21 protein-coding genes are annotated in these 22,376 nt (G+C 37.2%); all 21 read right to left on the bottom strand.

Annotation, left to right across the window (positions count from 1 at the left end):
* Positions 1–3: 3 nt before the first annotated feature.
* Entirely contained in the window at positions 4–1,815 is a 1,812-nt protein-coding gene (locus tag RTP99_RS12800; RefSeq protein WP_000122128.1) for a polysaccharide biosynthesis protein, read from the bottom strand.
* Positions 1,816–1,874: 59 nt separating this feature from the next.
* Positions 1,875–2,756 carry a UTP--glucose-1-phosphate uridylyltransferase GalU gene (galU, locus tag RTP99_RS12795; RefSeq protein WP_000757828.1) on the bottom strand — a complete coding sequence of 294 codons (882 nt, stop codon included), beginning with the start codon at positions 2,754–2,756 and terminating at the stop codon, positions 1,875–1,877.
* Positions 2,757–3,001: 245 nt separating this feature from the next.
* Positions 3,002–3,769 carry a tyrosine-protein phosphatase gene (locus tag RTP99_RS12790; RefSeq protein ID WP_000566212.1) on the bottom strand — a complete coding sequence of 256 codons (768 nt, stop codon included), beginning with the start codon at positions 3,767–3,769 and terminating at the stop codon, positions 3,002–3,004.
* A gap of 110 nt (positions 3,770–3,879) precedes the next feature.
* The gene (locus RTP99_RS12785; protein WP_001207191.1) at positions 3,880–4,581 is read right to left on the bottom strand and encodes a CpsD/CapB family tyrosine-protein kinase; all 702 of its coding nucleotides are present in this window, start codon (positions 4,579–4,581) and stop codon (positions 3,880–3,882) included.
* A complete protein-coding gene (locus RTP99_RS12780) occupies positions 4,571–5,314 on the bottom strand; it encodes a YveK family protein (RefSeq protein ID WP_000393162.1) in 744 nt (247 codons plus the stop codon). The genes RTP99_RS12785 and RTP99_RS12780 overlap by 11 nt, the downstream gene beginning before the upstream one ends.
* A 262-nt stretch (positions 5,315–5,576) precedes the next feature.
* The gene (locus RTP99_RS12775) at positions 5,577–6,254 is read right to left on the bottom strand and encodes a CpsD/CapB family tyrosine-protein kinase (RefSeq protein ID WP_000467958.1); all 678 of its coding nucleotides are present in this window, start codon (positions 6,252–6,254) and stop codon (positions 5,577–5,579) included.
* A 365-nt stretch (positions 6,255–6,619) separates the two neighbouring features.
* Complete coding sequence (fabZ, locus tag RTP99_RS12770; protein WP_000931959.1) at positions 6,620–7,054, bottom strand: 3-hydroxyacyl-ACP dehydratase FabZ; 435 nt, start codon at positions 7,052–7,054, stop codon at positions 6,620–6,622.
* A 570-nt stretch (positions 7,055–7,624) separates the two neighbouring features.
* Complete coding sequence (gene mreB, locus RTP99_RS12765; protein WP_000457987.1) at positions 7,625–8,626, bottom strand: rod shape-determining protein; 1,002 nt, start codon at positions 8,624–8,626, stop codon at positions 7,625–7,627.
* A gap of 161 nt (positions 8,627–8,787) precedes the next feature.
* On the bottom strand, positions 8,788–9,060 hold the full coding sequence (spoIIID, locus tag RTP99_RS12760) for a sporulation transcriptional regulator SpoIIID (protein ID WP_000544012.1): 273 nt from the start codon (positions 9,058–9,060) through the stop codon (positions 8,788–8,790).
* Between the two features lie 307 nt (positions 9,061–9,367).
* Positions 9,368–9,502 carry a hypothetical protein gene (locus RTP99_RS12755; protein ID WP_000008906.1) on the bottom strand — a complete coding sequence of 45 codons (135 nt, stop codon included), beginning with the start codon at positions 9,500–9,502 and terminating at the stop codon, positions 9,368–9,370.
* A gap of 141 nt (positions 9,503–9,643) precedes the next feature.
* Entirely contained in the window at positions 9,644–10,549 is a 906-nt protein-coding gene (spoIIQ, locus tag RTP99_RS12750) for a stage II sporulation protein SpoIIQ (RefSeq protein WP_001214941.1), read from the bottom strand.
* Between the two features lie 161 nt (positions 10,550–10,710).
* On the bottom strand, positions 10,711–11,418 hold the full coding sequence (locus RTP99_RS12745) for an ABC transporter permease (RefSeq protein ID WP_000144429.1): 708 nt from the start codon (positions 11,416–11,418) through the stop codon (positions 10,711–10,713).
* Positions 11,418–12,260: an ABC transporter ATP-binding protein gene (locus tag RTP99_RS12740; RefSeq protein WP_000170842.1), complete on the bottom strand. Its 843-nt coding sequence runs from the start codon at positions 12,258–12,260 to the stop codon at positions 11,418–11,420. Before RTP99_RS12740 ends, RTP99_RS12745 begins: the two co-directional genes overlap by 1 nt.
* A gap of 180 nt (positions 12,261–12,440) precedes the next feature.
* Complete coding sequence (locus tag RTP99_RS12735) at positions 12,441–13,448, bottom strand: LytTR family transcriptional regulator DNA-binding domain-containing protein (protein WP_001185946.1); 1,008 nt, start codon at positions 13,446–13,448, stop codon at positions 12,441–12,443.
* 98 nt (positions 13,449–13,546) lie between these two features.
* Positions 13,547–14,566, bottom strand: coding sequence for a stage II sporulation protein D (gene spoIID, locus RTP99_RS12730; RefSeq protein WP_000672638.1), 1,020 nt, complete (start codon positions 14,564–14,566; stop codon positions 13,547–13,549).
* A 361-nt stretch (positions 14,567–14,927) separates the two neighbouring features.
* Positions 14,928–16,232: a UDP-N-acetylglucosamine 1-carboxyvinyltransferase gene (murA, locus tag RTP99_RS12725; protein WP_000411263.1), complete on the bottom strand. Its 1,305-nt coding sequence runs from the start codon at positions 16,230–16,232 to the stop codon at positions 14,928–14,930.
* 39 nt (positions 16,233–16,271) lie between these two features.
* The gene (locus tag RTP99_RS12720; protein ID WP_373696331.1) at positions 16,272–16,976 is read right to left on the bottom strand and encodes a YwmB family TATA-box binding protein; all 705 of its coding nucleotides are present in this window, start codon (positions 16,974–16,976) and stop codon (positions 16,272–16,274) included.
* A 51-nt stretch (positions 16,977–17,027) separates the two neighbouring features.
* Positions 17,028–17,264, bottom strand: a complete 237-nt coding sequence (locus RTP99_RS12715) for a DUF1146 family protein (RefSeq protein WP_000940742.1) — start codon at positions 17,262–17,264, stop codon at positions 17,028–17,030.
* Positions 17,265–17,476: 212 nt separating this feature from the next.
* Entirely contained in the window at positions 17,477–18,991 is a 1,515-nt protein-coding gene (gene nuoN, locus RTP99_RS12710) for an NADH-quinone oxidoreductase subunit NuoN (RefSeq protein ID WP_041184800.1), read from the bottom strand.
* 7 nt (positions 18,992–18,998) lie between these two features.
* Positions 18,999–20,501 carry an NADH-quinone oxidoreductase subunit M gene (locus tag RTP99_RS12705; protein ID WP_000998911.1) on the bottom strand — a complete coding sequence of 501 codons (1,503 nt, stop codon included), beginning with the start codon at positions 20,499–20,501 and terminating at the stop codon, positions 18,999–19,001.
* Entirely contained in the window at positions 20,498–22,360 is a 1,863-nt protein-coding gene (nuoL, locus tag RTP99_RS12700; RefSeq protein ID WP_000568203.1) for an NADH-quinone oxidoreductase subunit L, read from the bottom strand. Before nuoL ends, RTP99_RS12705 begins: the two co-directional genes overlap by 4 nt.
* Positions 22,361–22,376: the final 16 nt, after the last annotated feature.

Genomic DNA, 22,376 nt, shown 5'->3' with positions numbered 1-22,376 from the left:
AAATTAGTTGTTTAAATTAACTTTATTATTTGCAATATCTAATAATCGTTCTCTTATTTCTTCTTTACTAATTCCTTCAAAATCATTCATAAACTGTCTTAGAATCGTTTGATCCATTAAAACAGCCTTTCCTATATGAATTTTAGGGAATATTTGCTTTGGATGAATCTCACCCTCATTTAATAACTCTTCATACATTTTTTCACCTGGTCTTAATCCAGTAAACTCAATTCCAATTTCCTCAATAGAATACCCCGAAAGGGTAATTAAGTTTTTAGCTAAATCCACGATCTTTACTGGGTCTCCCATATCGAGAACAAATAATTCTCCACCTCTAGCTAGTGTACCAGCTTGAATTACTAACCTAGAAGCTTCTGGTATTGTCATAAAGTAACGAATCATATCAGGATGAGTAACTGTTACAGGTCCGCCTTTTTGAATTTGCTTCTTAAATAGCGGGATTACACTTCCCCTACTTCCAAGGACGTTACCAAACCTAACAGCTACAAATCGCGTACCTGTACTTACAGACGCCATATGTTGAACAAGCATTTCAGCAAATCGTTTCGTAGCTCCCATTACATTCGTTGGATTTACAGCTTTATCTGTAGAAACCATAACAAACGTATTTACTTTAAATGTATCTGCAGCTTCTGCTACATTTTTTGTGCCAAAAATATTGTTTTTTACAGCCTCTTCAGGATTACGTTCCATTAAAGGTACATGTTTATGTGCCGCTGCATGATATACGATATATGGCTGATGTTTTTTCATGATTTCAAAGATTTTATGACGATCTTGAATATCAGCAATTTCTGTCGTAATTTCAACTGTATCTTTATACGTAACTCGCATTTCCATTTCGATATTATAAATGCTGTTTTCACCATGTCCTAAAAGTACGATTTTTGCTGGTTTATACTTCATTACTTGACGGCAAATTTCTGATCCAATTGATCCACCAGCACCAGTTACTAAAATTGTTTTACCAGCAATTTTTTCTCCAATTCCTGCATCATCTAATTGGATTGGCTCTCTTCCTAATAAATCTTCCACTTGTACATCTCGGAATTCATTAACAGAAACTTTGCCATCTAAAAGATCTTCAAGCATTGGTACAATTTGCGTTTTCGCCTTCGTTTTTCTACACTTCTCAAAGATCTCGTTTATTTGATTTCTATTTAAAGAAGGAATTGCAATAATAATATGTTCAATATCGTTATCTTCCACAATTTCTTGAATATGATTTGTTGTACCCACAACCGGCACATTATAAATTTCTAATTTCTGTTTATTTCTATCATCATCAACAAATGCAATTGGATATAGATCTGCTTCTTTATTATGTTGTAATTGACGTACTACCATTGTCCCTGCTGAACCTGCACCAATAATTAGTGTTCGTTTTTTATCAGCAGCTTTAGTAATATACGTATCACGGAACATACGCCATACAAAACGTGAACCACCAATTAATAATAAGTGTAACATCCATGCGATTACTAAAATTCGAACATAAATATCATGATTTATAATTTGTTGTACAATTGCTGTTACAATAATGGAAAGTGTAATTGCTTTAAATATTTGCTTTAATTCCCCAATACTTGCATATTCCCACGCCTTGTTATAAAGCTTATAAATAGCAGCAAAAATATGATGACTACACAATAATGTAATAGAACTAATAATTACTGTCGTAGGAATTTTGCTTAATATATTTGGATGTATGAACCAATAACTTAAATACACGGCAGTTAATACAATAAATGAATCTAATAAAATTAATAATGAGAGCCGTTTTCGATAACTCAATATACATGTTCCCTTCTTTATATAATTCCTATCTTATTGATAATAAAAAGGCCATTCCCTTATGAATGTGCCTCTTCCTTTTTTACAAGTTCTTTCATATACTTCATTAACTCTACATTTAATTCTTCATTTTGTAGTGCCATCTCAATTGTCGTCTTAATAAATCCAAACTTCTCCCCAACATCGTAACGAATACCTTCAAAATCATAAGCAAATACACGTTGAATTTCATTTAAACGTTGAATTGCATCTGTTAATTGAATCTCTCCACCAGCACCTGTTTGCTGATCCTCAAGGAACATAAAGATTTCTGGTGTTAATACGTAACGACCCATAATCGCTAAATTCGATGGTGCTGTACCTTCTGCTGGCTTTTCAACAAATTGACGCACTTGATAACGACGTTCATTTTTTTCAATTGGATCGATAATACCATAACGATGTGTTTCATTTTCGGGTACTGTTTGTACACCGATAACTGACGACTGTGTCTCTTCATATTGATCCATCAATTGACGTAAACATGGCGTTTCAGCTTGTACAATATCATCACCAAGTAATACCGCAAATGGTTCATTTCCAATAAATTTACGTGCACACCATACTGCGTGTCCTAAACCTTTTGGTTCTTTTTGTCTTATGTAATGAATATTAATTTTTGAAGAAGCTTGTACCTTTTCAAGCATTTCATACTTTCCTTTTTCTAAAAGGTTTTGCTCTAGTTCGAATGAATGATCAAAATGATCCTCAATCGCACGCTTTCCTTTTCCAGTAACAATAATAATATCTTCAATTCCTGATTCTATCGCTTCTTCTACTATGTATTGAATTGTTGGTTTATCAACAATTGGTAACATTTCTTTCGGCATTGCCTTTGTTACCGGTAAAAATCTTGTCCCCAGTCCCGCAGCTGGAATAATTGCTTTTCTTACTTTTTTCAAATCTAGTCCCCCCAAAATATATTACTTCATCCATATGTAACAATAACAAAAACCCTACTTATAGGTTCGTCTTTACAACTCCATAAGTAGAGTTTCTAACATAAATAAATTATGGGCATCTAACCCATCCTCACGTCATACTCCCGACGACAAGCGTCTAAGGTAGGCATGAAATAAAATTTCTACCCACAGCACGACCGAGTGCCTCCGTTGATAACGGTTAGGAGACATCACCAATTCTTTATTTAAAAAATACCAAACAATTTTTTACGACGAATTTGTTCTGGATCTTCTTTATAAATTGCTTTCCCGCTAATGATTAAATACGGATTCTCTCTTAAATCATTCATAACAGTTGTGCCGAATTCTTTCTCTATTAGTTCATAGCTTTCTTCTAAATGAAATCCTCTTGACGTTGTGTTATGTGCATCTGATGCAATCATATGCGTTAAATTGTGTTCAACAAGTTGTAGTGAAAATCTTTTAATTTTTTTCCCGAATTTACCTAGGAGACTGCCTGCTGTCACTTGTGTTAATGCGCCTTTATTGACAAGGTTATATAACTTATCTGGCCGCTCGATTAACTCGGCATTACGTTCGGGATGAACGATAATTGGGATCATTCCTTTTACACGTAGTTCATAAAATAGTTGTTCTGTATAACGAGGTACATGATTAGATGGAAATTCAATGAATATGTATTTGTTTGTTTCATTTAAAGTAACGATTTTACCAGCTTCATAGTCTTCTAATAAACCACCGTATAACCTGACCTCCTGTCCTGGTAAAACTTTCAGCGGGATTTCATGTTGTTGTAATTCATCATTTAATTGCTTCACTTGATGAATAATAGAAGCACGCTCATTTACATATTTCCCATTTTGGTGATGTGGTGTTGCGACAATTGTATGTATTCCTTCTGCCACAGCTTGCTGTGCCATTGCTAAACTATCAGTTATTGTCTGTGCACCGTCATCGATACCAGATAAAATGTGGCAATGTAAATCAATCATTTGTTTTGTCCTCCCTCGTTTATAGTAATCTTTTTTTCCTTGAATATGAGATATTCCTCATATTCAAGGAAAAAAAGGAGATATGTTCTTCCCATATCTCACTCTTTTAATTAATTTGCACCGTAGTAATAATATAAGCCCTGTTCACGTTCACGATCATTCAGGACAACACCTAACAATTTACCTTTTGCTGATTCTAGTAGACCTTTTGCTTTTACTGCGGTTTCTTTATCTGTCGATTCACTACGAACGACAAGAATAGAAGCATCACATACATTTGCCATAATTTGCGCATCAGTAACAGCTAAAATCGGTGGTAAATCGAAAATAACTAAATCGTACGTACTGTATGCTTGTGCAAGAAGCTCCTGCATTGATTTTGATCCTAACAATTCTGCAGGATTCGGCGGGATTGGCCCACATGCTAAAAAGTGCAGATTATCAACTGATGTTGTTTGTACACATTTTTCTAAACGTTCACTATGCGTTAATACGTTCGTTAGCCCGAAAATATTATCTACTTGAAACATTTGATGCATCGCTGGTTTACGCATATCTGCATCAATTAATAATACTTTCTTTCCTTGTTGGGCGAACACGACTGCCATATTCGCTGTCGTCGTTGTTTTTCCTTCACTTGGGTTCGCAGATGTTACCATTAATGAATGTAAATTTTTATCAACAGCTGCAAATTCGATGTTTGTTCGAATATTACGATACTGTTCTGAAATTGGTGATTTCGGTTGTTGATGAGTAATTAATTGACGACGTTGACGATGATTTTTTTTCTTTTTAAATAAATTAAGAGCCAATTGTTTGTCCCCTCACTTTTCTTGATGATGGAGCGTGTGATTTCACGTTCGTTGTTTCTTCATCCATACGAGCTACAATACCTAACACTGGTAAACCAAGTAAGTTTTCTACATCTTCTTCTTTTTTTACTGTGTTATCTAAGTATTCTAGTAAGAATGCAAGACCAACTGCAGCCATTACACCAACCACGAAGGCAATTGCCACATTTAACATCGGACGTGGTTTAATTGGCGATTGATTTTCCGCAACTTCTGCTTTCGATAACACTGTTACGTTATCGACATTCATAATTTTTGCTATCTCACCTTTAAAGACTTCAGCTGTAGTATTTGCAATATCACGAGCTAATCTCGGATCCTGATCTTGAGCCATTAATGTAACTACTTGTGAATCTTTCTCATTTACCACTTCAATTTTTTTATTTAGTTCTTGGATGGTAATATTTAAACCTTGCATTTCCTTAACTTGTTCTAAGATTACCGGACTTTTAATAATAACCTTATATGTATTTGTTAATTGAACATTCGTTTGTACTTCATTGTACTGAATTGCTGCACCTTCTTGTTTCTTCTGGTTAACAAGAATTTGCGTCGAAGATTGATAGATTGGTGTCATGAAGAAAAAGCTAATGATAGCACTTACAATAGCTACACCAAAGGCGATTACGAGGATCATTGCTAAACGTTTTTTTAAGATATGAAATAACTCTTTTAGGCTAATTGTTTCTTCCATAGGTTCCTCCAACTTTCTAAAATTTACACATAGGAAAAATTATAACATATAAATCTTACATTTTTTATTTTTAATAATTCAGTTCTATATTTGTTCATAAGAAACAAGTTTAATCTTACAAAATAATCTTAAATATGACAACACATTCCAATCATTTTCCAAAATTTTTATTTTATCATGCTTTTTAAACTGTGTAACTTGATAAAGAATTTTCAGAAAACAACAAAAAACCAACAAAAATTTTTGTTGGCCTTTTCATATTTTAGTAATAACCATACTGCTCCTTTTCTTCTCTTTTATCATTTAAAACGACACCAAGTATTTTGCCTGATGCTTTATCTAATACTTGTTTCGCTTTTACGATTTTATCTTTTTCTGTTTTTTCACTACGTACGACCAGTACGATTCCATCGCATTTGTTCGCTAAGAGTTGTGCATCGGTAACCGCAAGGACTGGTGGTGTGTCGATTAAAATAATATCAAACATGTTATATGCTTCTAGTAATAGCTCGTCCATTGCCCGGCTACCTAATAGTTCAGCCGGGTTTGGCGGGATTGGACCTGAAGTCATTAAGTATACATTCTCTATATCTGTTTTTTGAATGCATTGCATCAATTTTGCTTGTCCTGATAATAGGTTCGTTAAGCCATTAGGGCTATGAACAGCAAATAAGTTTTGAATTGTTGGCTTACGCAAGTCAGCTCCGATTAGTAAGACTTTCTTTCCTTGTTGTCCGAAAACAACTGCTAAGTTCGCAATTGTCGTTGTTTTCCCCTCGCCTGGATCTGCCGAAGTAACAATAATAGAACGAACATGATTATCTACAGATGTAAATTCAATATTTGTACGGATGTTACGGTACTGTTCCGTAATGCGTGACTTAGGCTCTTTATGTGTAATTAATTGTCGTAATGGTTTTCTTTTTTTTCTCCCGAACATGGTATGATCTCCTCTTTTCAAAATGCGACACTTTCCCCTTTATCTCTCTATGTTCGATATGCTACGCTCATTTTTCATTTGTTTATACTGTTAATTTTCTCCATCACTTTCCTCTACACTTCATCATAACCAATCATAATAAGTTTTGTCCTATCTCATACCCTTTATAATGTGACAACCGCGTCTCTATTTTTATCGCGCTATCATTTATCTTAATTTCAAGATATTTATAGCGTCATTATATACGAACTTCCATTCATTTACAACAAGAATTCTGATTAATCTGTATTTTAATATTTCGGACAAAAATATATGAATTAAAAAAATTCTCCTGCATGTTGCAGAAGAATTTTTTTAATTCACATCTATTCTTTTTTATCACCAATCGCAAATGTAATTTCAGCTTCACATGCAACTTCACCATCTACTGTTGCGATTGCTTTTCCTTTTCCGATTGGACCACGTACACGCGTCATTTCTACTTCTAGACGAAGTTGATCACCTGGACGTACTTGTTTTTTGAAACGACAATTGTCGATACCTGCGAAGAAAGCAAGTCTTCCGCGGTTTTCTTCTTTCTTTAATACAGCAACTGCTCCAACTTGTGCTAATGCTTCCACAATAAGTACACCGGGCATAACTGCGTAGTCAGGAAAGTGCCCGTTAAAGAATTCTTCGTTTGCGGATACATTTTTAATTCCAACCGCCCTTTTTCCTTCATCTACTTCTAATATTTTATCAACAAGTAAAAATGGATAGCGGTGAGGAATGATTTCTTTAATTTGTTCTATATTTAACATATAACAATCGCCCCTTTTGTAATATTGGTCTTACCACTTGGACATATTGTTTATTATCCCATTTTGTTTATTGTTTGTCATTATAAAGTGAAACTTTAATCAGTGGGCGCCTTTTCCCACTGATTATTAGTTGAACCAATCGGGCTTTTACGGGCAGTTGATTTCCCACCTAACTTTCTTGTATTCACGTAATTTTGAGGCGGAAGCCTTACTGCCCGACAAATAGCGGGGTAAAGTGAAACGTTACTTCCTATTTATAAAAAAATGCATACACTCTATTCTCTTAAAATAGTTGCATATCCTTGCAACTGACACGGAGGTAGAAAAGAGTGTATGCCCAGATTAGGGAAAGGCAATATATATTAACACATGATTTGCCTTAATGTCGTATTCGACTCATTATATTATAAACGTTTTCAAATACGGAAATATTAAATTTAACCATATATATGAATATTTTACCTATATTCTTCGTTTTTCTTTATTTTTCTTCTATTTTCTCAAAAAATCGAAATAAAAAAATAAAAATACAAAAAAAGAACTAAGGTTTACACCTTAGTTCCTCTCATTTTATCGTAAAGCACGCTTTGGTAATCTATCGATATTCTCTAACATAATACCTGTACCAACCGCAACGCAGTGCATTGGGTTTTCAGCAATTAATACTGGTACTTTTAGTTCTTCTGCTAGAAGCATGTCGATACCGTGTAGTAAAGCTCCACCGCCTGTTAGAATAACACCGCGATCGATGATGTCCGCTGATAGTTCTGGTGGTGTGCGCTCTAGTACGCCTTTTGCAGCTTGTACAATAACAGCCGCATTTTCTTTTAATGCTTCTGTAATTTCTTCAGAGCATACTGTAATTGTACGTGGTAAACCTGTTACCATGTCACGTCCGCGAATTTCAAGTTCTTCGCTACGTGCACCTGGGAATACTGTACCAACTTTAATTTTAATATCTTCTGAAGTACGTTCTCCAATTAATAGCTTATACTTACGTTTAATGTAGTTTAAGATCTCCATATCAAACTTATCGCCAGCCATTTTGATAGAGGAAGAGGTAACAATATCACCCATAGATAGTACAGCGATATCTGTTGTACCTCCACCAATATCAACAACCATGTTACCGCTTGGTTGGAAGATTTCCATACCAGCACCAACTGCGGCTACTTTTGGTTCTTCTTCTAAAAATACTGTTTTACCACCTGAACGTTCAGCAGCCTCACGAATTGCTTTTTGTTCTACTGATGTGATATTTGTTGGACAACAAATTAAAATGCGAGGTTTTGAAAAGAAGCTCTTTACGTCCAATTTGTTAATGAAATACTTTAACATTGCTTCTGTAATTTCGAAATCTGCGATTACACCATCTTTTAGTGGACGAATGGCTACAATATTACCAGGCGTACGTCCCACCATACTTCTTGCTTCTTCACCTACTGCTAATACTTTACCTGTGTTACGATCAATAGCAACAACAGATGGCTCATTTAATACAATACCCTTACCTTTAACATGGATTAATACGTTAGCCGTACCTAGGTCAATTCCGATATCTCGCGCAAACATTCCCGTTTTTTCCTCCTCGATATTCAAAATCAGGTTACACCCGAATTCTTTTACACCTAATTTCTGATTTTATCATAAATTTAACAGAAACGTAATATTCGCAAAAAGAATTCTTCTGAAAAATATTACCGAATTGAAACGGAATGTTTGCGATCGCATATTTATTGACGTACCGGCTTTTCTACATCTTCTTTTCTATACTTTTGTTTTGTTGCTTCTCCGCCTCTTAAATGACGAATAGACTTATGATAATCAAGAATTTCTTTCACTTCATTTGCGAGCTCTGGATTAATTTCTGGTAGACGTTCCGTTAAATCTTTATGGACTGTACTCTTTGATACCCCAAATTCCTTTGCAATGACACGCACTGTCTTTCTTGTCTCCACGATATACTTACCAATCTTGATAGTTCTCTCTTTGATGTAATCGTGCACACCACTCGCCTCCCTAAATTGGATGTGAGAAGGGTGAAATGAGCCTCGCTGCATACGACTAAGAAGTAAGTGTGAGTGCTGTTTGTAAGCGTTAAACATTCTTGGATTTATAATGAAATGATTCACGATTTCTCACCTCAAACACTCTCTTTGCTTTGGTTTATACCATTGTATTGCCCGCACTACTGATATATGCTACATGTTCACTATTTTTGCGGACTAAGTTAAGAAAAATTACATTTTTTTGTGAGAAATACGTTAACAGTGACTATTTTGGCGAAAAAAATGACACCTTGTATACAAGGCGTCATTCTTCTCCTTCTAATTCTTCTTCTAACAATTGATGGTGGGGAACCTCTTTCTTACTGGCAATGTAATAATATAAAGTGAATAAAACAAACAATAAAATAATAGCAGTCGACAGAACAAACAAAAATGACACAGTATCCCCTCCCTTTTGTAATATATATTCGAGAATCTCGTCATTTTTCCTTGTTATTGCAACTTTTTTCTCGAAATTGAGTATTTTTATATGAAAATAAAAAAATCAGCTCTCCTAGTGAGAACTGATTTTTTCACTTTCTTATTCTTGTGAAGAAGAACTGTTAGATGATTCTGTAGAACCATTTGTTGATTTTTCTTCTTTCTTCGGTTCTTCTTTTTTGTCACTAGTTGAACCGCTAGTTGATTTCTCTTCTTTTTGAGACTTGTCTTCTGTTTTACTTTCTGGTTTCGTGCTCGTTGACTTTTCTTCTTTTTGAGATTTGTCATCAGCTTTTTTACCAGAAGCGTTCGTTGCCTTTGCAGCACCTGCATCAGCTTTAATTTCTGCTACTGACTTATTTAAGTAGCGCTCAGGGTTCACAGCCACATTGTCTTTACGTACTTCAAAGTGAACGTGAGAACCTGCTTCTTTATTCATTGCACTTAGACCGGATTTTCCTAATACTTCACCTTGTACAACTCGTGCACCTTTTTCTACTTTCACACTGCCTAAGCTTTGATAAGAAGCTGCTACACCATTTCCGCTATCAACTGTTACAACATAACCAAGAAGTGAATCTTTTTCAGCTTTCGTTACTGTACCACTTAAAGCAGCTGTAACATTGAATTCTTTTCCATTCTTCGCAGCAATGTCAATTCCTTTGTTCGGGGAATATGTGTTGTTATAAAAGACAAGTGCTTTTTCTTGTTCCGCCTCAGTTGCTGCATCTTCATAGAACTTCTTCTGTACAACTACTTCCGCATTAGCAGGAGCTGGCATTTTCACTACTTCTGAAGACTTCGTTACTGGTACTGCTGGATCTTCCGTTTGTGTATACGGCGTTGCTTGATCTTGGTTCGGAGTCTTCTTCGGATTAGCTCCTTGGAACCATAGCGCAACCATTAAAATTACCGCTGCACAAGCAATGTATAGTGCCGGAAATACCCATCTTTTTTGAAATAAATGTACTACCTTTTGCGACTTTTTATTATTTCTTCCTCGCATTCCATCATCACCTCAGCAATCATTTTGAACAATATTCACGCATCCTATACAACCTATAACTAATTACTTTTCGACAAAATATGTAAAAATATGTATAAGAATTGTAAAATTTCCGAGGAAATGATAGAAAAAAGAAAAAACTGAGCGTTTTGGCTCAGTTTTTAGTCCATTTGTTTCTTTTTGTAAACTACAATACAAAGAATAATGGAAAGCACACACCAAATTATAATATTGATTAAATCACCACTAACAGTCGAAAATCCTTTTCCAGCCAGCAATTTCGGCATTGCGTCCGCAAGATGCTTCGTTGGAAGGAAATCGATTGCCTTTTTTACAAACTCACTTTTAATAAATCCGCCTAACATTGGAGCTAGAAAAAAAACAAATAGAATCGGCATACCTACTACTGATGTTGACGCCGTTGTTTTAGCTATTAATCCAATCCCCGTACCTAACATAAGGAAGAAAAATATACTAACAAGTAAAAATAGAGCAATTAAAACCATATTCCCCTTTATTACACCTAAAATCGCAAAGTTACTAATACAAATTACGAATGTAATAAGAGCTGTTAATGCGCTTTTTCCTAGCAATACTTCTAACGTTGATGCTGGAGATAACATCATTACACGTAGCGTTTGTTTTTCTTTTTCCTCCGCAATTAAAGCTGCTTGAACAAAGCTTCCTACCATTGTTAAAGCCATTAAAGTTACCATATTAGCGATTTGCTCTTTCGGTCCATCCATCTGTTGATAAACAAAAGAAAATACGAGTGGCAGTGCCGCCATTACGAGTACAGATGCATTTGCTTTAATATCCTGTACCTCTTTCCGAAAAATAGCTGAAAATCTTCTCATTGAAAATGTCATTATAATCCCCTCCCAGTAACTTCAATAAAGATATCGCCTAGCGTTGGTTCGTGTGAATGAATGGATAGTAATTCACCTTTTTTCATCCATTCTGAAATACGTTTTGCACCTAATTCATCTTTTTGCACCACTTCTTTTTGCTTATCTTTTAATACGACTTGTATTTGATCTTTCGCGTATTGTAAGCGAAGGTTCTCCGGTGTATCAAGCGCTACAATTTCTCCGCCACATAGAAAGGCGATGCGGTTACAAAGCGTCTCTGCTTCTTCCATATTGTGAGTCGTTAAGAAAATCGTCGTTCCTTCTTTATTTAAATCTTTTAAGACTTTATGAATGTTTTGTACGTTAACTGGATCGAGTGCAGATGTTGGTTCGTCTAAGAAGAGGATATCTGGTTTATGAAGGATTGCTCTAGCTAATGTAACGCGCTGCTTCATTCCCTTTGATAGTTTCTTTACTAATGTTTTTTTATCATCTAATAAGTTTACTTGCGCTAGTACTTCATCGATTCGTTCTTTTTTGCAATCGTATAAGTCACAAAATAATAGTAGATTATCATAAATGCTAAGTCTCTCATATAAACCGCTGTTGTCTGTTAAAATACCAATTCGTTTATAATCGATGCTGCTTGGCCCTGTAATATCTTTCCCTAATACTTTTACCGTTCCAACGCTATGAAGTAATTGAGAAGTTAAAATTTTTACTGTTGTCGTTTTCCCAGAGCCACTCGGTCCGAGGAATCCGAAAATCTCTCCTTGCTTCACCTCAATATTTACATTTCGAAGTGCTGTTTTTTCGTTGAAACTTTTCATTACATCTTTCATTTCAATTGCCAATGTCATCTCGTCATCCCCTTTGTTTTTTCTTTTATAGATGAAAGTCGCTTTAGCGCTTTTCGTTTGTTTGTTTCGCTTTTCTTGACTCAATCATATGAAAATCAAAGGGTTTACGCAGTAAAATACCGGTAAAAGGAGTATTTTTACCGGTGAATGGATCGTATTTTGAGCTTATTGGAGCACTTTTTATAGCCCAATTACACCTTTCAACTCATCCATTCGTCCTTTCGAAAGCGGAATTGAACTTTTTCTTTCGTCGTCTAAAATTAAGCTGAAACTGTTACGAGTCCAAGTAATTACTTCTCGTACTCTTTGCAAATTCACAAGATACGAGCGATGACATCTAAAGAAACCAAAACCTGTTAATCTTGATTCTAGTTCACTTAATGTTAATGCGCATACGAAATCACCTTCACGAACGTGAATATGGGTTACTCCGTTTTGCGTTTCAATGAAATGGATTTCCATTGGGTCTAATAAGATGATTTTATCGTTTACTTTCGCTGGTATTCTTTCTAACTTCATTTGCGGAATCAATTGAACGACTTTTTCTTCATCGACCTCTTCTGCTTCCTCTTGTTCAATTTCTACTTTTTTCACACCATCATTGTTTAATATGTATACATCTTCTGTTAACGAAAGAGCGTCCGATAGGAAAGATGATGTAATAAAAATCGCCTTTCCTTGCTCTTTCATTTTCATAATTGCTTTTCGAATCACAATCGTACTCTCTGTATCTACATTTTGCTCTGGTTCTTCCAAAATAACTAAATCCGGATTATGAATCATAACTCGCCCAATATGAAGACGACGTTTCTCTGAAAATGATAGTTTTTCTATTTTAACGTTTAATTTATCTAAAAGGCCGACATATTGTACAACTTCTTCTATACTCATATTCGATTCATAGAGCCCTATTAAAAACTTAAAGTATTCCTTCACCTTCAAACGATCATATGCCTCATCTTTCAAAAAACAAAAGCCGATGCGAGAATAGTTTTTCTTTCCAATCGACTCTCCCTCAAATAGCACATTGCCAGTTGAAGCTTCTTCCGCACCAATAATAATACGGTGTAACACTTTAGCTGTATGGTTATTACATTGCAAAACAACACATTGCCCCTTCTCAACCTTCAGTTCAACTGCCGGTAACTGGTTCGTCTTACCTAATTGTTTCAACTCCAGTAACGCCATTTTGTCTCCCCCAAATACTTTTTATCCTATTATACCAAACAATTAATGGAAAATTATGATATTTTAAACAAAAAGCAGGTGCCAGGAGACCCTGACACCTACTTCTTCACCATCAACTTACCTTCATAATCGTTCATCGTCTTTATTTCAACGCCTTTATAGTAATGAGCGACGATATCTGTATATTTCTTACCTTCCGCCGCCATGCCATTCGCGCCGTATTGGCTCATACCAACGCCGTGGCCGAAGCCTTTCGTCGTAACAATGATTTTATCTCCATCTTGTTTCCACGTGAAGTCAGAAGAGCGTAACTCCAATTTGTCACGTACATCTCTTCCGGTTAATGTTTTCCCTTGAAACGCTACTTCTTTTACACGTTTTCCTTCTGTACGCCCTTTAATATCACCAACTTTTCCGTCTGCTAGCACTTTCACACCGAGACGTTTTTGAAAATCAGCTACGGTAAAGGTTTGCTCGCTCGTAAATTTCGGAGAAGCTTGATCCCACGGGCTATCTACACTCTTTAAGTACGGATAATCATTTCCCCAGTAATCGGCTGCATTTTCTGTCCGGCCATTACTCGTTGAGAAGAATGATGCTGAGATTGGCTTTCCGTCATACGTTAAAACTTGTCCTGCGGTTTTCGAAACAGCTTCTTCGATTTTCTTCAAATTATTTTCGTAGTTATTGCCCCATTGTTTTTTCAATTCTTCTTTGCTTTTGTACACTTGATCTTTCACCGTATCTGTCACGTCCGCATTGTTTTTCTTACCTCCGCTTAGCATACGCTGCACGACAAATGTTCTCGCTGCTAATGCCTGCGCCTTTAGCGCCTCTATTTCAAAACTGGCATTCATCTCAGAAGCTACTACACCGGTCACATACTCCTCCATAGGTAATGACTCTACCTTCTTTTGTTTCTCGCGATATACAGCAACTTGAACCGCTGTATCCACTTTTCCTGGAGCTGGTATACTTTCTATCGCTGGAGGAGTTTTAGAAGCTGCTTTTCCCTCTACTTTTGCTTTCGCAAACGGAATCACAAGAGCAGCAGGTACAATGATAACGAGCGCTATGAGAAGCGCTACTGTAATAAAAAGTGGCTTTGAAAATTTCATCTTATTTCCCCCAATATAAAGTGAAACTTTAATCAGTGGGGGTTTCCTTCATCCCCCACTGATTATTAGTTGAACCAATCGGGCTTTTATGGGCAGTTGATCCCCCACCTAACTTCTTTGCTTTTGCTGAATTTTGAGGTGGGGGTCTTACTGCCCATTAAAGCGGGATAAAAAAAGCTTTACTCCATTCATTCTTATGGAACAACTCTTTCTTTTAGAACATACTTAAGGGGGCCAATTTAAAACAAAAATTTTCTAAATATTTTTACTGGTACGTGCATAAGTATAGAATTTCTTGACTATAACAGTAATAAGCCCAAAAAAATAGCCCCTATGTCAAAAGACATAGAGACTATTTCAATTAAGCATGAAGATCAGAAACTTCTTGTTCTTTCACTTCTTCTACTTTTTCGTTTACACGTTCAATAGTTGCACCTAATGCAGCTAATTTCTTATGGAAGTTTACATAGCCACGGTCAAGATGTTTTAACTCAGTTACACGAGTGTAACCTTCTGATACTAAACCAGCTAAGATTAATGCAGCTGCAGCACGTAAATCAGTTGCTGCTACTTCAGCACCTTGTAAGCTGTTTGGACCGTTCATAATAACAGAACGACCTTCGATTTTAATATCAGCATTCATACGACGGAATTCTTCAACGTGCATAAAGCGGTTTTCGAATACCGTTTCTGTAATCATACTTGTTCCATCAGCTTGTAGTAATAATGCCATCATTTGTGATTGCATGTCTGTTGGGAAACCTGGGTGAGGCATAGTTTTAATATCAACCGCTTTTAACTTATCTGGGCCGATAACACGTACACCTTCATTTTCCTCAATAATTTTAACACCCATTTCTTCCATTTTCGCTGTAATTGAGCGTAAATGTTCAGGCACAGCATTTTCAATTAAGATGTCTCCACCAGTAATTGCCGCTGCAACCATGAATGTTCCCGCTTCAATACGGTCAGGAATAATAGAGTGGTTTGCACCATATAATTTATCAACGCCTTCGATACGAATCGTTCCAGTTCCAGCTCCGCGTACTTTCGCTCCCATCGCATTTAAGAAGTTAGCTAAGTCAACGATTTCTGGTTCTTTCGCTGCGTTTTCAAGGATTGTTGTCCCTTTTGCTAATGTAGCTGCAGACATAATGTTTTCTGTCGCGCCCACGCTTGGGAAGTCTAAATAAATTTTAGCTCCTTTTAGTTCTCCCTCAACGTATGCCTCAACAAAACCGTTACCAACCTGTACTTTTGCTCCCATTGCTTCGAAGCCTTTTAAATGTTGGTCAATTGGACGTGAACCAATTGCACATCCACCAGGAAGTGCAATACGAGCACGACCGTTACGTGCTAATAAAGGTCCCATTACTTGAACAGATGCACGCATTTTACGTACATATTCAAATGGTGCTTCAATGTTTAGCTCTTTAGAAGCATCGATTGTTACTTGGTTATTTTCAAATACGACTTCAGCATTTAAATGACGTAATACCTCATTAATTGTGTATACATCAGACAAAACTGGTACTTCAGATAGTACATTCTTTCCATCACTCGCTAATAGGGCTGCAGCGATTATAGGTAATACAGCATTTTTTGCGCCCTCAACACGCACTGTGCCGTTTAACCGCTTTCCGCCACGGACGATGATCTTTTCCAAATTATTCCCCTCCGTGTCCTTTTTTCAGTATCTATTCACTCAATACTCAGAAGTTATGATCGGTGTGCCAACCACAATTGTATCTTTGTTGTCTGTAGAACGTATTGCTATTTGCACATTTATTTTCTCTCTATTTGTTGAAAGAGCGTCATCCCACTTTTTATTGTATGCGGAGACTGACACAAATGCTCTTTCTTCTATCTGTTCGATCGCTCTTGCTGAAAGATCTTTCAAAACCTGATTGGTTTTATTTTGCAAAACACCTTCAATCTTATCATTCAGTGCACCTTGAACACAAGTGTAAATTATAGGTTTTTCACTAAAAATTTTATTCGTTTTCTGAATGTACTTCGGGTCCCATTTTGCCCCGCTCACTTCAAAAATAATGAAAGTGTTTTCTTTAGTATTTTCCTTACTCCAAGTTACTACTACTCGTTCTTCATAAGAAGAAAACTTTTTATAGGATGTAGCTTTATATCCATCTGGAGATTGCTCTAATTCCCACTTTTGAATATTTGCCTTGTCCTTCACATCGTTTAACAACTTTTGAAACGTATGTATATTAGAAATCGTTTTTGTTTCTCGCGCTAGCCATGACCATTTCTCTACTTTAGCATCATTTTTCTCTACAGCTGCGATCATGCTCTCCATCTTCTGTTCATCGCTCATTGGTTTCATCTCTCTATACCCAACCAAAAATAAAACAACACTTAATGCAACAATAAGAATGGCTTTAAGCTTCAATTTCATCCCCTCCTATCCCCATTGTTAACGGAGATATGAGGTTCTATACACTTACTTTACTAAATACGTTAAACTCTTTGAATAGCCTAAATAATCAAGGAAAAAGTTACTTACAGATGTCCCAATTGCAATTGTAATTAAGATGAGTAATACTCTCGTCTGCATCACCTTTCCAGGCTTCATTAAACGCTCAATGTGAATACCTTGTAAGGCCCACCACGTAATGGTAATAAACAATAAATGCGAAACGATGGCAATCAGTGCTTGTTGCCCTAAAAGATGTGCCAAAAAACCGACTCCTTTTTACCTAGCTACTACTTACGAAATCATATAAAAACGATACCATAATAAGTAGGAGCCACACTTTTTCAAATACAAATAAGCATCTTACATTTTACATCGTAATTTTCTCTTTAAAAGCGTATACTTATATGCATTTTCAATCGTAGTTCACACAAAATAAAAAGCGCAGAGTAACGACTCCACACCTTTTATTTTCACTATTGTACCACGTTCCCTAAGAAGAAGAAATCTTTCATTAATGGAAAATATTCATAAAAGAAATTGTACCCAATCATCGGCATAATCCCTAGTATTACAATCGAAATTGCGCAAAGGCTCATCACAACCTTTATGTTGAGTGGCAAACGAATTTTCTCTTCTACTTCTCCTGTACGGAAAAACATTTGCTGTAAAATACGGAAATAATATACGAATGAAATGACTGTCGTCCCCATCATAATAGAAGCTAGTACGTAATGAGCTGGCTCTACATGAAGGGCCCCTAAAAAGATGTTAATTTTCCCAATGAAACCAGCTGTTCCTGGTATCCCCGCTAGCGATAAAATAAAAATCGTCATCACGATTGCTGTAAATGGCGACCTTTTATATAATCCGGTGAAAATGGTGATGTTTTCTTTGTCGCTTTGTAAGATTAAGCCGTGGATAATTGCAAACGCGCCTATATTCATAAGCATATACGCAAGCATGTAAAACCACATGCTATCCATCGTAAATGGTGATAATGCGACAAGCGGTACGAGTAAATATCCTGCATGCGCGATTCCTGAATAAGCAAATAGGCGTTTTACGTTATATTGCTTTAATGCGACTACATTTCCAATAATCATCGTAATACTAGCTAACACAGCGATGTATATGCTCATACGTCCGTATAGAGATTGCGTGTCTCCTTGCACCGATACACTTGCAAAAACCATGAGGAACAAACGAATAATGAGTAAGAACCCCGCAATTTTAGAAATCGTTCCAAGAAAAGCAGTAACAGGTGTAGCCGCTCCCTCATATACATCAGGCGCCCACATATGAAACGGCACTGTCGCAATTTTGAATGAGAGCCCAACGAGTAATAATAGAAATGCAAGAGCTAGCAATAACTGAATGCCACCAGCCAGTTCCCCAGCAAATACCTTTTGCATATCCACGATATTAGTTGATCCTGTAATGCCGTATAAATAACTCATTCCAAAGAGCGTAATTGCCGTTCCAATTCCTCCATTAATGACATATTTCATTGCTGCCTCATTTGATGTAAGGTTCTTTTTTCGTATTCCTACTAAAATGTAGGAAGAAAGTGAAAGCAATTCTAAACCGACGAAAAGTGTAATGAAATCAACGCTAGAAGCCATAAACATCGCCCCAAGAAGCGCCATTAAAAATAAATAATAATATTCTCCCTTATCTTCAATTGGATTTTTCTTATCATCGCTCATTGCGATGCATAAAATGAGGGCCGCCCCACCTAACAACAACGTTTTAAATCCTTTTGAAAATCCATCTAACACAAACGATCCATTTAAAATATCTCCCGTTGGTTCGCTATATAGCGTAATTAGCGACACGATTGCTAACACGACCGACGCGATTGCACCAAGTGCTACGTATCTATGGTTCAGCTTAAAAAACAAATCACATATGGAAAGAAGGATGGCAGCCCCGAGAATAATGAATTCTGGCACCATGAGATGCCACGATAAGCTAAGTAACGTATTCATATCCATCCTACTTCACCCCCAATGTTTTCAACGTATTTTGAAGCGGATCCCCTAGTATTTCTGGTATTACGCCAATTGCAATAATGCAAAAGATAAGTAGCAATATAGGAACATACTCCCAACCGTGTATATCAGCTTTCGCTTCCCACTCTTTCTTACCAAATGTTACTTGCAGCGTTGCTCTTAATACGTATACAGCGGTTAAAATGATGCCAAGTACTCCGGCCGCTGCAATAACTGGCTCTCCTTGGAATAAACCGAGAAAGGCAAGAAATTCGCTAACAAATCCGGACATCCCCGGCAATCCAAGCGATGCCATTCCTCCCGCTAAGAAGAATCCGCTAAGTACCGGTACACTTTTTGCAAGTCCGCCAAGCGCTGTAATATCCGACGTTCCAAAGCGTTGTTCTATAACACCAAGTAAGAAAAAGAGTAAGGCCGCAATTAAACCGTGCGAAACAACTTGGAATAGAGCGCCTTGTGTACCTGGTGCATTTAACGCCCCAAGGCCCATTAATACAATACCCATATGTGAAATACTAGAGTAAGCAAGCACCTTCCGGAAGTCCGTTTGAATGAGCGCTAAGAAGGCTCCGTACAATAAATTGATGACTCCTAAAATCGCAATGAGCGTTGCAAACTCGCGAAAGTATTCCGGGAATAGTCCCTGTCCGAAGCGGATTATACCGTATGCTCCAATCTTCAGTAAAACACCTGCATGAAGCATAACTACAGCCGGATGTGCTTCAATATGCACATTGACCATCCAGCGATGTAACGGGAAAACGGGTAGTTTAATCGCAAAAGCGATCATTATGCTAAGAAACAAGCCGAACTGTAAGCTATTTGGGACAGCCATTCCTCCGCCAGCACCTACACTCGTTAATATTTCTTTAAGCTCTGTAATATTGGTTGTACCTGTTTTCGCAAATAAAACCGAGAAAACGATGAGCAAAATCGCGGAGCCAATACCGTTATATATTAAATAACTATAAGCAGCCTTTTCACTCGACAATTTCCCCCACTTCCCAATTAATAAAAACATCGGTGGCAATGTAATTTCAAAGAAGATAAAGAACAACATTAAATTTTGAGCAGCGAAGACACCGAGCATCCCTATTTCTAACATGAGTAACAGCATATAAAATGCTTTCAAGTTTCTTTTAATAGTGAATGCTGCAATTGCTGCAAGCATCGCTAGAAGGGCCGTCAGTACCATCATAACGAGCGATAAACCATCAATACCGAGCTCGTAATAAATGGAAAACCACCTTTTATCCACCGCTGCAAAATCCCCAAATGTAATCCATTTCACTTTTTCATCAAATAGAGACAAACTCTTTCCAGAAGCATATGTACAAGCGAGGACGATAGCGATTCCGAATGGAAGCGCTGTTCCAAATAAACCGAGCGCTCGCACTGTACGCGATTCTTTTTTCGGTGTGAATGTAAGTAAGAGAATTCCTAAAAGCGGGGAAAAAATGAAGAACGTTAATAACAAATCATTCATCGTAAATCCCCTCCCGTATAGAGCAAAATAATGAAGAGTACTGCAAGTGAAACAGCTGTTACAGTCCCGTACACTTGTACATTTCCGTTTTGGAGTCTAGAGCCAATTGTACTTATCCCTTTCACTAAACTCCCTATTAAAATGGCAATTCCTTCGACTACATACACTTCAAATAGGCGAAGCACATGAGCGATTCCTTTCGTAATAGGGAGCACCGTCATATTGTATAGTTCATCCACATAATATTTTTCTTTCAAAAGTTTATAAAGAGGCGAGTCCTCGCCACCAGCCCAATCTCTAGAAATAGATTTCTTGCCATATATGACATATGCAAGAGCAATCCCTGTCAAAGAAACGAGCGTCGCAACAATCATAATCCAAACTGGCCCGTGCCCCTCTCGCACTTTAAACGCTACATCTTTCGTAAGCCAATCTCCGAGAAACGTTCCAAACCACGGTGTATTTATATAGCCTGCCACGACTGCAAGAACGCCAAGGACAATCATCGGATACGTCATGATGCGGGGCGATTCATGCACATCTTCCTTCGTCTTCGCTTCCCCCGTAAAGACAAGAAAGTATAGGCGGAACATGTAGAACGCTGTTAGGAATGCTGCAATTATCGCTAAGACGAATAAAACGTAATTGCCGTTCATCCAAGCTGCCGCTAAAATTTCATCTTTACTAAAGAAGCCGGAAAGGAGTGGCACACCACTAATTGCAAGTGTACCGATTAAAAATAAGGCACCCGTTACTTTCATCTTCTTCTGTAAGCCGCCCATTTTATTAATGTTTTGCGTATGCACTGCATGAATGACACTTCCTGCTGTCAAAAATAGTAATGCTTTAAAAAAAGCGTGTGTCGTTAAATGGAACACACCAGCTACATAACCGGCAGATCCTAGTGCAAGCATCATATACCCGAGCTGGCTAACTGTAGAATACGCAAGTACTCTCTTTATATCCGTTTGTACAAGACCGATGGAAGCTGCAAAGATTGCAGTGAAAGCTCCAACAATTGCTACCGTCTGCATCGCCACCGCACTTGCTGAAAATAGCGGAAACATCGTTGCCACTAAATATACGCCAGCTGCGACCATCGTCGCCGCATGAATAAGTGCCGAAACAGGCGTCGGCCCTTCCATCGCATCCGGTAACCACGTATGAAGCGGGAACTGACCTGATTTCCCCATAGCCCCGATAAAAATTAATATCGCCGTTATTGTAATCATTGTCGGAGTCAGATCACCCGTATGAATCGCTCTAAATATTGCGTCATATTCAAAACTACCTGCATGCCAGAAAATTAAGATCATCCCAATAAATAAACCGACATCTCCAATACGTGTCATAATAAAAGCTTTTTTCGCAGCAGCCTTCGCTTCTTCTTTAAAGAAATAAAAACCGATGAGTAAGAACGAACCAAGGCCGACTAACTCCCAAAATATATAAAGCTGTAATAAATTCGGTGATATAACAAGCCCGAGCATCGCAAATGTAAAGAGTCCTAAATAGGCATAAAAGGTTGGTAATCTTTCCTCACCTTTCATATACCCTTTCGAATACACGTGTACAAGTAAACTCACAAGTGTAACGATAAACAACATTAAAGCCCCTAATGCTGTCACTTCAAAGCCAAATGATATATCAATATCTCCAGCTCTAAGCCATACCCACTTATGCTTCACTGGTACTGTCGAAAACCGTTCTATTAATACAAGTACCGCAAATATAAAGGAGAGAAAGACGAAGAAAATACTAAGTACACTGCTTCCTTCTCTAATTTTCTTCCCGAATATAATTAATAACAAAAACGAAACAAGCGGGAAAAGCGGTATGAGCCATGCATAATCGATCATTGTTTCCTTCCCCCTT

Source organism: Bacillus sp. (in: firmicutes), from assembly GCF_031983925.1.
Taxonomy (GTDB): domain Bacteria; phylum Bacillota; class Bacilli; order Bacillales; family Bacillaceae_G; genus Bacillus_A; species Bacillus_A pacificus.
Note: the sequence above shows the minus strand (reverse complement) of the source record. Positions and strands in the feature narration are given on the sequence as shown.